Raw genomic sequence first — 12,930 nt, forward strand, 5'->3', positions numbered from 1 at the left:
TCAATTGTTATTCAGCTGCAGCTGCCAGAAACAAAAAACCGCTGCAATGGCAGCGGTTTTTTGTCAGGAAGCCGTTTACACGTTAAAGCGAAAATGCATGACATCGCCATCTTTAACAATATAATCTTTCCCTTCCAGCCTCCATTTTCCTGCCTCTTTGGCACCGGCTTCACCTTTATAGGTAACGAAATCATCGTAACCAATCACTTCGGCGCGAATAAAGCCTTTTTCAAAGTCGGTATGTATAACCCCGGCAGCCTGCGGTGCGGTGGCACCAATGGCAACTGTCCATGCTCTGACTTCTTTAACGCCTGCGGTAAAATAAGTATGTAAGCTCAGCAGCGAGTAACCGCCACGGATAACCCGGTTCAGGCCTGGCTCTTCCAGCCCCATATCCGCCATAAATTCGGCTTTCTCATCCTCTTCAAGCTCGGCAATTTCTGATTCTATTGCAGCACAGACCGGGACAACAATGGCGCCTTCTTTATCAGCAATCGCCTGCACAATATCTAAATACGGGTTGTTTTCGAAGCCATCATCGGTCACGTTGGCGATGTACATGGTAGGCTTAATCGTCAGAAAGTTCATATAAGCAATTAATGCTTTTTCTTCTTTATCGAGCTCCAGTTGACGCAGGGTATGCCCTTGTTCCAGATGGCTTTTTACTTTTTCCAGCACCATCAACTCTGCTTTGGCGTCTTTATCACCACCTTTGGCTTTTTTACTGACCCGCAAAATAGCCCGCTCAGCACTGTCCATGTCAGACAAAACTAATTCCATATTAATGGTGTCGATGTCATCAGCCGGGTCAATTTTGCCGGCAACGTGAATGATATTTTCATCATCAAAACAACGGACCACATGGCCTATTGCATCGGTTTCACGAATGTTAGCCAGAAATTTGTTGCCAAGACCTTCGCCACGGGATGCCCCTTTGACCAGCCCGGCAATATCAACAAATTCCATCGTCGTCGGAATAACGCGCTGCGGTTTCACGATATCTGCCAGTTTATCCAGCCGTAAGTCAGGCACCGGCACTACCCCGGTATTAGGCTCTATGGTACAAAACGGAAAGTTGGCGGCTTCAATGCCTGCCTTGGTTAACGCATTAAACAAGGTAGACTTACCGACGTTGGGCAGGCCAACAATACCACATTTGAAACCCATAATAATTTTCCTTCAGGCTGTGTTGCCGGCCGCAAGGCTAGCTGGCTTTAAAACTGTGTAGGCGATGCTGGGCTTTAATTAAGCCGTCGCGTGCCAGAATGTCAAAGCAACTGACTGCTTCATCAATGCTGGCGTCAATTAATTTTTGTTCACTGGCCGGGGCTTTACCCAGCACAAAACCAGTTACTTTGTCTTTATGGCCGGGATGGCCAATACCAAGACGTAACCGGTAGAAGTTGGGATTGTTTCCCAGGCGCGCCATAATATCGCGCAAACCATTATGACCCGCATGACCGCCACCAAGCTTAAATTTGGCGATACCGGGCTCCAGGGCCAACTCATCATGAGCCACCAGGATATTCTCCGGTGCCAGTTTATAAAACTGGGCCATGGCTAATACGGCTTTGCCACTGAGGTTCATAAACGTAGAGGGGATAAGTAACTTAAATTCCTGGCCGGCACAGACAAACTTTCCGCTATAACCAAAGAACTTGTTGTCATTTTTCAGGCTGACATTAAAGGCATGAGCCAGCTTTTCAACAAACCAGACCCCGGCATTGTGCCGTGTATGCTGGTATTCGGGGCCTGGATTTCCCAGGCCCACGATTAACTGAACATTGGCAGGTAATGCGTCAGACATTACTCGGCAGTTTCAGTTTCTTCTTCTGTATCAACCGCTTTACCAGCTGGTTTGTTAACAGATACCACTGGCAGGTCATGGCCTTCACCTTTGGTTAACTGGACAAACTTAACACCTTTAGGTGCTTTAATGTCGGTCAGGTGCAGGGTTGTACCTACTTCAACATCAGCCAGGTCAACTTCGATAAACTCTGGTAAGTCTTTTGGTAACACGCTGATTTCAATTTCGTTCAGGGCGTGCACAACCACACCACCTTTTTTGATTGGCTTGTCTTCGTTTAAGAAGTGAACCGGAACGATAGTGGTCAGTTCGTGACCCGCTTCAACGCGCTGAAAATCGACGTGCATGATTTTTGGCTTGTACGGGTGACGCTGCATATCTTTGACGATAGCCTGGATTTTCTCTTTACCGACAGTGATCGTCAGAATATGAGAATAAAAAGCTTCAAAGCTCTGTGCTTTTAAAAGCTTAGAGTGCTCTAAAGTAACTGATAACGCATCTTTGTGACCGCCATAAATAATGGCTGGCACTTTGTCTTCATGACGTAGGCGGCGGCTCGCACCTTTCCCCAGGTCAGTACGGACTTCTGCAGTTAAGGTAAAAATTGCATCAGACATGATGTACTCCAGTAAAGTGATGTTTGTTGCGGCTTGCGACCAGCCCCAACCTGATTACCCTTTCAAAAGGCGCGACATATTACCACCGGCGCCCGGCAGCTGCAAATGAAAAAGGCGCCAACCGGCGCCTTTATCGGACAATGAATGACGTTAGTCAAACATGGATGAGATGGATTCTTCGTTGCTGATCCGCCGGATACATTCAGCCATCAGTTCGCTTAAGGTCAGCTGCCGCACTTTACTAACGGCTTTCATTGCTTCAGACAAAGGAATGGTATCGGTGATAATCAGTTCATCAATTACTGAATTACTGATAATTTCTGGCGCGTTACCTGAGAAGACCGCGTGGGTGGCGTAGGCGAATACCCGTTTGGCGCCTTGTTCCTTTAATGCTTCTGCGGCCTTACATAAGGTGCCGCCGGTATCAATCATATCGTCAACGATGATACAGTCGCGGTCTTTCACATCACCGATGATGTGCATCACCTGCGATACATTGGCCTTAGGCCTGCGTTTATCGATAATGGCTAAATCAGCATCGTTCAGCAGTTTTGCCACAGCGCGGGCACGCACCACACCGCCGATGTCTGGTGAAACCACCACCGGCGAGTGCAGGGTTTTCTTGCGCATATCGTCCAGTAATACCGGACTGGCAAACACGTTATCTACCGGCACATCAAAGAATCCCTGAATTTGCTCGGCGTGTAAATCGACAGTCAATACCCGGTCAACGCCAACACTGGATAAGAAATCGGCAACCACTTTAGCGGTGATAGGAACCCGGGCAGAACGTACCCGGCGGTCCTGACGGGCATAGCCAAAATAAGGAATAACGGCAGTGATCCGGCCGGCTGACGCACGCCGTAATGCATCTACCATGACAATCAGTTCCATTAAATTGTCATTGGTGGGGGCGCAGGTTGACTGAATGATAAACACATCAGAACCACGAACATTCTCATTGATTTGTACGCTAACTTCGCCATCACTGAAACGGCCAACATCGGCGTCTCCCAGTTTGATGTAGAGACGGCTGGCAATTTTGTTAGCTAGATCTGGTATGGCGTTACCAGCGAAAACCTTCATGTCGGGCACAGTAGGATCCTCAGGGCGGTGGTGAGTCCGGTTAAATCATTAAATGCCGGTGTAAAGGCATCAGTTGTTGAATTCCGTATCTGCCAACGCCGCCATTACAGGCGACTGGTTGACTCCCTTAGCGATAAACCCACGACAATTTGCCGGGAGTTTGGTTAGGGCATGCTGAGCACTGGCCGTGTCCGGAAATTCGGCGAACACACTGGCGCCAGTACCCGTCATTCGACACGGGCCATATTCTAACAACCACTGTAAGGTTAATGCAACAATCGGCTGCAGCTGTTCCACCAGCGGCTGGCAATCATTGCGCCAGGGATTGTTAAACAGTGTATCAAGACTGAGCAGCGGGCTGTTTCTGATTAAATCGGGGTGCTGGAAAATTTCTGCCGTGCTGACATGACACGGTGGCGTAACCACCAGATAAATTTTTTCGGGCAGTTCTACTGGTTGCAGCTTTTCGCCGACCCCCTCGGCAAAGGCACTATGGCCGATGACAAACAGCGGTACATCGGCGCCCAGTTGCAATGCCAGAGCGGCCAACTGCTGCCTGTTTAACTTCAGCTGCCATAACTGGTTTAATGCCAGTAACGTCGTGGCCGCATCGGACGAACCGCCACCGAGCCCTCCTCCCATCGGCAGTTTTTTATCGAGTATGATGTCACAACCCAGCTGACAGCCGGTATGCTGTTGCAATAGCCGGCCTGCTCTGATAATCAGGTTATCGGGCCCCTGTAACGACAGGTCATTACACTGCAAATTTAACTGGTTATCAGAACGGGATTTAAAATGCAGCTCATCGCCGTAATCCAACAGCTGAAATAGCGTTTGCAGGTTATGGTAACCGTCAGGCCGGCGACCGGTAATGTGTAAAAACAGATTCAGTTTGGCCACAGCAGGCAGACTCAACGTCATATTTGCCAGCTCCTGATGTGAAAACGCACTGTAATGTCGTCACTGGTTAACAGAATTCGTTGTGGCAGAGCCAGGGCGCTGTCAAAAAAACGCTGATACTCCAGTTGCCAGACAATACCGGCACTGTCGACCAGTGAGAAGGCCCGGACACGGCCCGCTTCATCATACTGGATGGCGGTTGCCGCAGCGCCCGGTATGCCTTTTAGCCATAACGGCATATCAGACAGTGGCATCGACCAACCCGCCAGCTGCCACAGTAAACTGCTGGTATCTACCGCCTGATACAGCTCACCACGCAGCATAATGCTGCTGCCATGCTGATTATGGCTCAGCTCAAACAGGCTGATCCCCAGAAAATTGGCCAGGCGGGCATGGTAATGTTCAATAGTTTGCTGTTGCCAGGTCAGATTACCCGACACTGACTCGTCCGGCGTTTTGATACCCACCGAGGCCTGCACGGTGTACTCCGTGATAGCGGCAATTTGTGCCTGACGATTTTTATTATCCAGTGCCAGCACCGGGGCGGGTTTTGAAAACAGACTGCAACCACTGGTTAAGAGTAGTATTCCGGCCAGAGTGAACCACTTAATTGTTGCTGACACGCTGAAAGTCCTTAGTTACGCTTTTCTTAATATGGGGTTTTTCGTACAATTCGCCCCTGACAAATACGATGATACAGGTGATGGCCATCTTTGCACTAGGCATTAATCATAAAACAGCACCGGTTAGTTTACGGGAAAAAGTGGCGTTTGCCCCGGAACAGGTGCATGAAGCCTTGCGTGAACTGGCTACAGCTACTGCAGTAACCGATGCGGTTATTCTGTCAACCTGTAACCGAACCGAGCTGTATTTTAACGGCACTAACCACCAGGCGGAACAGGTTATTGCCTGGCTGGCGCAGTTTCATCAGTTAAATGTCATTGAACTGCAACCTCATTTGTATCTGCACCATGATCGCCAGGCTGCTGAGCATCTGATGCGGGTAGCCGCCGGCCTTGATTCGCTGGTGTTAGGTGAGCCGCAAATTTTAGGGCAGGTCAAACAGGCTTATAATCAGTCACGTCAGGCTGGAACGATTAATCCACAGTTTGAGCGCTTGTTTCAAAAAACGTTTGCGGTGGCTAAAGATGTCCGTACCAACACCGATATCGGCGCCAACGCAGTGTCGGTGGCGTTTGCTGCTGTCAGTTTAGCCAGACAAATATTCGGCCGGCTGGACAAAGTACAGGTGCTGCTGATTGGCGCCGGTGAAACCATCGAGCTGGTCGCCCGCCATCTGGCCGAACAGGGCGCCCGTGAGCTAACCGTCGCTAACCGCACCTATGAACGGGCGGTGCAGCTGGCAGAGCAATTTAATGCCAGAGTCATTACCTTGTCTCAGGTTCCTGCACAGTTGTCGCAGGCCGATATTGTCATTAGCTCTACCGCCAGCACCTTACCAATCGTTGGTAAAGGGATGGTAGAGCAAGCCTTGAAAAAACGCCGGCATAAACCGATGTTTCTGGTTGATTTAGCCGTACCAAGAGATATAGAGCAGCAGGTTGGTGAGCTGGAAGACGCATACTTGTATACGGTAGACGACTTGCAAAGTATAGTGGCGCAAAATGTCAGTTCACGTCAGCAGGCCGCAGAACAGGCCGGCGACATGATAAGGCTCGGCGCAGATGATTTTCTGCAATGGCTGCAATTACAGGGCAGCGTTGACTGGGTGCGGGATTATCGTCACCGTTGTGAGCAGATTAAAACTGAACTGCTCGGCAGAGCCCTTAACCAGCTGGCTGCCGGTCAGGAGCCAGAAAAAATATTGGCTGAGTTGGCTAACAAGCTCAGTAACAGGCTGATGCACAGCCCCACCAAAACCATTCGTCAGTTGCTGCAACACGAGGCCAGTGAGCCGCAGGCACTGATCAATACTTTATTAGATATTTAATCAGGTAACAGACCTAACATGAAAGAATCGGTATACCGCAAGCTGGAAGGCCTGGTGGAGCGGCATGAAGAAGTACAGGCCCTGTTGAGCGATCCGGGTATTATCAGCGATCAGAAGCGGTTTCGTGAGCTGTCCAAAGAGTACAGTCAGCTGGAAGATATCAGCAAAGCTTTCAATCGGTTTCGCCAGGCGCAGCAGGACTTAGCCACTGCCGAAGAAATGCAGAAAGACAGTGACCCGGATATGCGGGAAATGGCGCAGGAAGAATACAAAAGCGCCCGCGCCGCCATTGAACAGCTGGAAAAAGAACTGCAACTGCTGCTGTTGCCTAAAGATCCTAATGACAGTAATAACTGCTTTTTAGAAATCCGCGCCGGTGCCGGTGGCGATGAAGCAGCGATTTTTGCCGGTGATGTGTTTCGGATGTACAGCCGTTTTGCTGAGCGCCAGCGCTGGAAACTGGAAGTGATCAGTGCCAGTGAAGGTGAGCATGGTGGCTTTAAGGAAGTGATTGCCAGTGTGCAGGGTGAGGGTGCGTACGGTGTTTTAAAATTTGAATCTGGCGGACATCGGGTCCAACGGGTACCGGCAACAGAATCACAGGGCCGGGTGCATACCTCTGCCTGTACCGTGGCGATAATGCCGGAAATTCCAGAAAGTGAAGCGATTGAAATCAATCCGGCGGATTTAAAAGTGGATACTTACCGGGCGTCAGGTGCCGGTGGTCAGCATGTTAACCGTACCGATTCTGCCATCCGGATTACCCATTTACCGACGGGGATTATTGTCGAATGTCAGGATGAGCGTTCACAACATAAGAACCGCGCCCGGGCAATGAGTGTGCTGCAATCAAGAATTCAGGCGGCAGAAGATGAAAAACGCCGGCTGACCGAAGAGTCTACCCGGCGCTCGCTGGTCGGCAGTGGTGATCGCTCTGAACGGATCCGCACCTATAACTTTCCGCAGGGCCGGTTAACGGACCACCGGATTAACCTGACTATTTACCGCTTAAATGAAGTCATGGAAGGAGATCTGGAGCTGGTGCTGGAGCCGCTTAATCAGGAACATCAGGCCGACCTGCTCGCTGCGCTGGCTGACGAAAATCGCTGATATGACGCTGGCACAATGGCTGAAACAGGCCACGATGCAGCTTAGTAAAGTGTCGCCGCTGGCAGCTGATGACGCCAGACTACTGCTATGTCATCAGCTGCAAGTCAGCAGCAGCTATCTGTATGGTCATGCTGAGCAAACACTGAGTCCCGCCAATCAGCAAGCGCTCGATCAGCTGCTGAGCCGGGCGCTGCAGGATGAGCCCATCGCTTATATTATCGGACGCTGGCCATTCTGGAATATTGACCTTGAGGTCGCACCCTGTACTTTGATCCCACGGCCGGATACCGAGCTACTGGTTGAACAGGTGTTGTCTTTAGTATTGCCGGAGAACGCCAGTGTACTTGATTTAGGCACCGGGACCGGCGCCGTGGCGCTGGCCCTGGCGTATAACCGGCCGTTGTGGCAGGTTACAGCCGCCGAAAAGGTCAGTGCCGCTGTTGAGCTGGCGCAGCGCAATGCCAGCAGCCTGGCCGTAACTAATTGTACCGTGCTGCAAAGTAACTGGTACAGTGCGGTTGCTGGCCAGCGTTTTGATGTTATTGTCAGTAACCCTCCTTATATTGAACCAGACGACCCGCACCTGGCTGCACTGCATTATGAGCCTGTCAGTGCACTGATTGCTGCTGAGCATGGCCTGGCTGATTTAGCGGCTATTTGTCGGCAGGCCCCGGCCTATCTGCGACCTGAAGGCTGGTTATGGCTGGAACATGGCTACAATCAGGCCGATGCGGTACAACAGTTACTATCGGACGCGGGGTTTAGCCAGGTCCAGTCACGCAGAGACTATGGTGGCAACTGGCGGATCAGCGGTGGTCGCTTAAACCGGTAACGTCATCGGTAACAAAGTTTTGACCAGCAAGCCATAAGCGCATATAACTAATTAGAGTTTCAGCTGATCCTTTCTTCTGTCAGTTGCTTATGACAGGTTATCTGTTGCCCGGAGCCCAGCTTATGAATGACACTTTTCTGTTTGCCGATGAGTCTGAACCCACTGAAGTCATTAATCATGGCCACTGGAAAGTGCTGGTTGTTGATGATGAACCGGAAGTGCATACCGTCACCAGACTGGCCCTTAGTGATTTCAGTTTCAATAACAAGACGCTGGAGTTTATCAGCGCCTATTCCGGTGCAGAGGCGCGGCAATTGATAGCCACAGATCCCGATATCGCTGTTATTTTGCTCGATGTGGTTATGGAAACCGATGATGCCGGCCTGCTGGTGGCCCGGTATGTCCGCGAAGAGCTGAAAAATGACCATGTGCGGATTATTCTGCGAACCGGTCAGCCTGGCCAGGCGCCGGAGCGGCAGGTCATCGTCAATTATGATATCAACGACTATAAATCTAAAACTGAACTGACGGCCCAGAAGCTGTTTACGGTAATGATGTCCAGTTTGCGCTCTTACCGGGATATTATTTCGCTGGAACACAGCCGTCAGGGGCTGGAAAAAATCATCACTGCGTCGATTGATTTATTTTCGTCGCATTCTATGGAGCAGTTTATCGATGGGGTGCTGCAGCAACTAACGTCTATTCTGGGCAGTCATGAAAATGCATTACTGGCCAGTTCATCGTTAGTGGCCGGTAATGTCAGCACCGGTGCTGACCCACACGATTTGGTGGTATTTGCCGGACAGGGACAATTCGCCAAAAAAGAAGGCAAGCCGGTACAGGAGGTGCTAAACAGTGAATTACTGCAGGCATTTGAGACTGCGCTGGACAGTCGCAGTATCGTCTATCGTGATAATTATCTGGTGGCTTATTGTTGCAGCAAATTTACCCACGGCTCGCTGCTTTATATTTCCGGTTTGCCCGGTCAGATTACCGATAATCAGAAAAAGCTGATTGAGCTGTTCGCCCAGAATGTGCAGATAGCCTATGAAAACGTTCAGCTGCAGCATGAAATAGAGGACACACAGCGGGAAATTGTTTACCGGCTCAGTGAGGCGGTTGAGCACCGGTCGGTTGAAACCGGTAATCATGTGCGGCGGGTGGCATTTATCTGTTATGAACTGGCTAAAGCCTACGGCCTCAGTGAAGAGGAAGCAGAACGTCTTATGTACGCCTCACCGCTGCACGATGTAGGCAAAGTGGGTATTCCTGATGGCATTTTAAATAAACCTGCCAGCCTGAATGAGGGCGAATGGGCGGTGATGAAAACCCACAGCAGCATTGGTTATGATATTTTGAAAGATTCAAAACGTGTTATTATTCAGGCCGGTGCCATTATCGCTCAGGACCATCACGAAAAATGGGATGGCACCGGGTATCCTGCAGCAAAAAAAGGCGAGCAAATCCATATTTATGGCCGTATTGCTGCGCTGGCAGATGTCTATGATGCATTACGGCACCGGCGTTGTTACAAACAAGCCTGGAGTAAGGACGAAGTCGTCGCGAAAATTGTTGCTGAGTCAGGGAAGCAATTTGAGCCCAAACTGGTCGAATTGTTGTTGCAGCGGCTTGAAAAGATCGAAGCTATTTTACGAAAATACCCTGATATTGAAGATTAGCCGCCAGCGTAGTGCAATGGCGCCCCCCGGAAACTGAAAAGGACACTGTGGTATGTATACGGCATTTAAACATCTGCATTTGCTGATGGTGGTTTTAAGTGTAAGTTTGTTATTTATCCGGTTTGGTATGATGCTAAAAGGCTCGCCATTATTGAACCGTAAATTTTTTAAGATCACCCCTCACGTCATAGATTCATTATTAATCTTGTCGGCCGTGGCTCTGATGTTAATGATTAACCAGTATCCTTTTGTTAACGCCTGGCTGACCGAGAAGTTTATTGCTCTGCTGGCGTATATTGCTCTGGCGGTCATGGCGTTGCGTGGCCGGACCCTTGCCATTCGCTGGCTGTGCTTTCTGGGGGCCCTTGGCTGGCTCGGATTGCTGGTCCGGGTAGGGCTGAGTAAGCAACCGGTATTTTTACCGCTTTAATTTAATGAGATTGCTGGAATATTATGGAACATAAAACCGTCAGGGTCGGTAACCTTGAAGTCAATAACCAGAAACAGTTCGTGCTGTTTGGTGGAATGAACGTGCTGGAGTCGCGGGATTTGGCAATGCGTATTGCTGAACATTACGTGACGGTATGCAGCAAATTAGGCATCCCTTATGTGTTTAAGGCATCTTTTGATAAGGCTAATCGTTCTTCAGTCCACTCATACCGCGGTCCAGGGCTGGAACAAGGCCTGAAGATATTTGCTGAAATCAAAAAAACCTTCAATGTGCCGGTGATTACTGATGTGCATGAGCCCTGGCAGGCAGCTCCTGTGGCAGAGGTGGTTGATGTTATTCAGTTGCCGGCGTTTCTGGCAAGGCAAACTGATCTGGTGGTGGCAATGGCCAAAACCGGGGCTGTCATTAATGTCAAAAAGCCACAATTTCTGGCACCGCATGAAATGCGCCATATCATCACCAAGTTTAGCGAAGCCGGTAACGATAAGGTCATATTGTGCGAGCGTGGTAGTTGCTTTGGTTATAACAACCTGGTGGTTGATATGCTGGGCATGGATGAAATGAAGCAATATGGTCCGGTTATTTTTGATGCCACCCATGCCTTGCAGAAACCAGGTGGCCGGACAGACTCCGCTGACGGCAGAAGGGCACAGGCAGCACAATTAGCGCGTTCTGGCATGGCACTGGGGTTAGCGGGGCTGTTTATTGAAGCGCATCCTGATCCTGATAAGGCATTATGTGACGGCCCGTGCGCCTTGCCACTGGCGAAGCTCGAAGCCTACCTGAATCAAATGCAACAGCTGGATCAGTTAGTGAAAAGTTTGCCGCCACTCGACACGTCTGCCAGTTAAATCAGCACGTTAAAAAAACCGGTAATAACCGGTTTTTTTAACGTAGCAGGTGCAGTTTAATAGCGCTGGCGGACGTAGCTGACGACCTCCTGATATTTTTCCTGCATCTGCCGCACATATTCATTGATAACGGACCAGTCACTGCTTTCAGCGGCCTGCTCGAGTTTCAATGACTCAGCTGCCAGGCTCAATGCACCAATACTCTTCGCTACCGACTTAAACTGATGGGCAACCGCTCTGACATTACTGCGTTGCTGGGCCCCGCTACTTGTGGTCAGTTCAGCCAGCAGCTCCTTGCCGTGCTTAACAAAATAATTCAGGTACTCCTCATGTTTAGCCGGATCATTGCCAAGAAAATTGGCAATAGTAGTGAAACAAATGGGCGAGGGATGCTGAGATGGTTCACCATTGTTAGCGGTGGCATTGCGTTTCCCGGTGATTGCTTTGGGGCTGGCTGCCGGCAGCCACCGTTTGAGTAGCGTTTCCAGTGTCACCAGTTCCAGTGGTTTGGTTATATAACCGTCCATACCAATACTGATGCACTTTTGCTCTTCGCCTTTCAACGCGTTAGCCGTCACGGCGACAATCCGGGTAAAGTTACTATCATCCTGCCGGTGCAGGCTTTCTTTGCGAATCGCAATCGCTAAGTCATAGCCGCTCATATTAGGCATATGTAAGTCAGTTAGTACCAGCGGATAATGGTAACGTCGCCACATATCAAGCGCTATGGCCCCATCGTCGGCAACTTCAACGGCATACCCCAGCGCATTGAGCTGATCGACAATGACCCGCTGATTCATCATATTATCTTCAGCCAGTAAAATCAGCTGACGGGTACGCCTGGCTGTTTCTATATCGGGCGCCCCTTTGCTCTGGTTAAGATTAGAGGTTTCCTGCGGCCTGGGTTTATCTTTACGTTTTGCTGCCACTAAAATCGCATCGTATAAATGACTGCGACATATTGGCGAACTATGCAGATAGTAGATTTGCTGATTACTGTGTTCGGATAACTCAACCTGATTGGTAATAACAATAAATTGCACCCGCTCCAGTTCAGGCAGCAGCAACAATTTGTTAATGTGCTCGGCTGAAATCTGCTCATAGGTAGCATCCAATACCCAGACGGCGGCTTGTTTGGGGGGGAGTGGTTTTTGCCGGGCTGCCCGTTGATAGAGGCCCTCAATACTGTTTATAACCTCAAGTTCTGCATGGGCATGGCGCAGATAGCTTGTTAAGTGTTCCTGATTATGGCTGTCCTGAGTGAATAAGCAAATATGAACATCACGTAACAGTTCGGTACTGACATATTCAATTTCATCTGATCGGCGCATCGGAATGCGGACGGTAAACTCAGTACCTTTGCCCACTTCACTTTGCACATCAATGTCACCGTACATCAGTGAAGTCAGGCGCTGACAAATTGACAAACCGAGACCAGTACCACCAAACTTACGGGTAATAGAACCTTCAGCCTGATTAAATGGCTGAAAAACATAGTTAATCTGGCGCTGTGTCATACCACGGCCATTATCGGCGATAGTGAACTGGATTTGGCTGAACTCCATGTTCTCTTCCAGTTTGTCCGCTCGAATTACCACTATCCCTGTTTTCTGCGGTGTGGTTTCAGTAAATTTAATGGCATTGCC

13 protein-coding genes are annotated in these 12,930 nt (G+C 49.7%); 6 read left to right on the forward strand and 7 right to left on the reverse strand.

Annotated elements, in window-relative coordinates; translation table 11 throughout:
• Positions 1-75 precede the first annotated feature (75 nt).
• The 6 genes from ychF to lolB form a co-directional block, all read right to left on the reverse strand.
• Positions 76-1,167 (reverse strand): redox-regulated ATPase YchF, encoded by a 1,092-nt coding sequence (gene ychF, locus R3177_RS03720; protein WP_318969691.1) that lies wholly within the window; start codon positions 1,165-1,167, stop codon positions 76-78.
• Between the two features lie 37 nt (positions 1,168-1,204).
• Complete coding sequence (gene pth / locus R3177_RS03725) at positions 1,205-1,807, reverse strand: aminoacyl-tRNA hydrolase (protein WP_318969692.1); 603 nt, start codon at positions 1,805-1,807, stop codon at positions 1,205-1,207.
• Positions 1,807-2,424, reverse strand: a complete 618-nt coding sequence (locus tag R3177_RS03730) for a 50S ribosomal protein L25/general stress protein Ctc (protein WP_318969693.1) — start codon at positions 2,422-2,424, stop codon at positions 1,807-1,809. Before R3177_RS03730 ends, pth begins: the two co-directional genes overlap by 1 nt.
• A 150-nt stretch (positions 2,425-2,574) precedes the next feature.
• Positions 2,575-3,510: a ribose-phosphate pyrophosphokinase gene (locus R3177_RS03735; protein WP_413229060.1), complete on the reverse strand. Its 936-nt coding sequence runs from the start codon at positions 3,508-3,510 to the stop codon at positions 2,575-2,577.
• 69 nt (positions 3,511-3,579) lie between these two features.
• Positions 3,580-4,431 (reverse strand): 4-(cytidine 5'-diphospho)-2-C-methyl-D-erythritol kinase, encoded by an 852-nt coding sequence (ispE, locus tag R3177_RS03740; protein WP_318969695.1) that lies wholly within the window; start codon positions 4,429-4,431, stop codon positions 3,580-3,582.
• Positions 4,428-5,033 (reverse strand): lipoprotein insertase outer membrane protein LolB, encoded by a 606-nt coding sequence (gene lolB, locus R3177_RS03745; RefSeq protein WP_318969696.1) that lies wholly within the window; start codon positions 5,031-5,033, stop codon positions 4,428-4,430. The genes ispE and lolB overlap by 4 nt, the downstream gene beginning before the upstream one ends.
• Positions 5,034-5,101: 68 nt before the next feature.
• Here lolB and hemA point away from each other — a divergent pair, with 68 nt between their 5' ends.
• From hemA to kdsA, 6 genes are all read left to right on the forward strand, one after another.
• Positions 5,102-6,361, forward strand: a complete 1,260-nt coding sequence (gene hemA, locus R3177_RS03750) for a glutamyl-tRNA reductase (RefSeq protein WP_318969697.1) — start codon at positions 5,102-5,104, stop codon at positions 6,359-6,361.
• Between the two features lie 18 nt (positions 6,362-6,379).
• On the forward strand, positions 6,380-7,471 hold the full coding sequence (gene prfA / locus R3177_RS03755) for a peptide chain release factor 1 (RefSeq protein WP_318969698.1): 1,092 nt from the start codon (positions 6,380-6,382) through the stop codon (positions 7,469-7,471).
• Between the two features lies 1 nt (position 7,472).
• Positions 7,473-8,303: a peptide chain release factor N(5)-glutamine methyltransferase gene (prmC, locus tag R3177_RS03760; protein ID WP_318969699.1), complete on the forward strand. Its 831-nt coding sequence runs from the start codon at positions 7,473-7,475 to the stop codon at positions 8,301-8,303.
• 122 nt (positions 8,304-8,425) lie between these two features.
• A complete protein-coding gene (locus R3177_RS03765) occupies positions 8,426-9,982 on the forward strand; it encodes a DUF3369 domain-containing protein (protein ID WP_318969700.1) in 1,557 nt (518 codons plus the stop codon).
• A gap of 52 nt (positions 9,983-10,034) precedes the next feature.
• Entirely contained in the window at positions 10,035-10,412 is a 378-nt protein-coding gene (locus R3177_RS03770) for a SirB2 family protein (protein WP_318969701.1), read from the forward strand.
• A gap of 23 nt (positions 10,413-10,435) precedes the next feature.
• Entirely contained in the window at positions 10,436-11,284 is an 849-nt protein-coding gene (gene kdsA, locus R3177_RS03775) for a 3-deoxy-8-phosphooctulonate synthase (RefSeq protein ID WP_318969702.1), read from the forward strand.
• A 56-nt stretch (positions 11,285-11,340) separates the two neighbouring features.
• Here kdsA and R3177_RS03780 read toward each other — a convergent pair.
• A partial coding sequence (locus tag R3177_RS03780; RefSeq protein ID WP_318969703.1) for a hybrid sensor histidine kinase/response regulator occupies positions 11,341-12,930 on the reverse strand: 1,590 nt, incomplete at its 5' end.

Origin of the sequence: Arsukibacterium sp. (assembly GCF_033722355.1) — a bacterium.
Classification (GTDB): domain Bacteria; phylum Pseudomonadota; class Gammaproteobacteria; order Enterobacterales; family Alteromonadaceae; genus Alishewanella.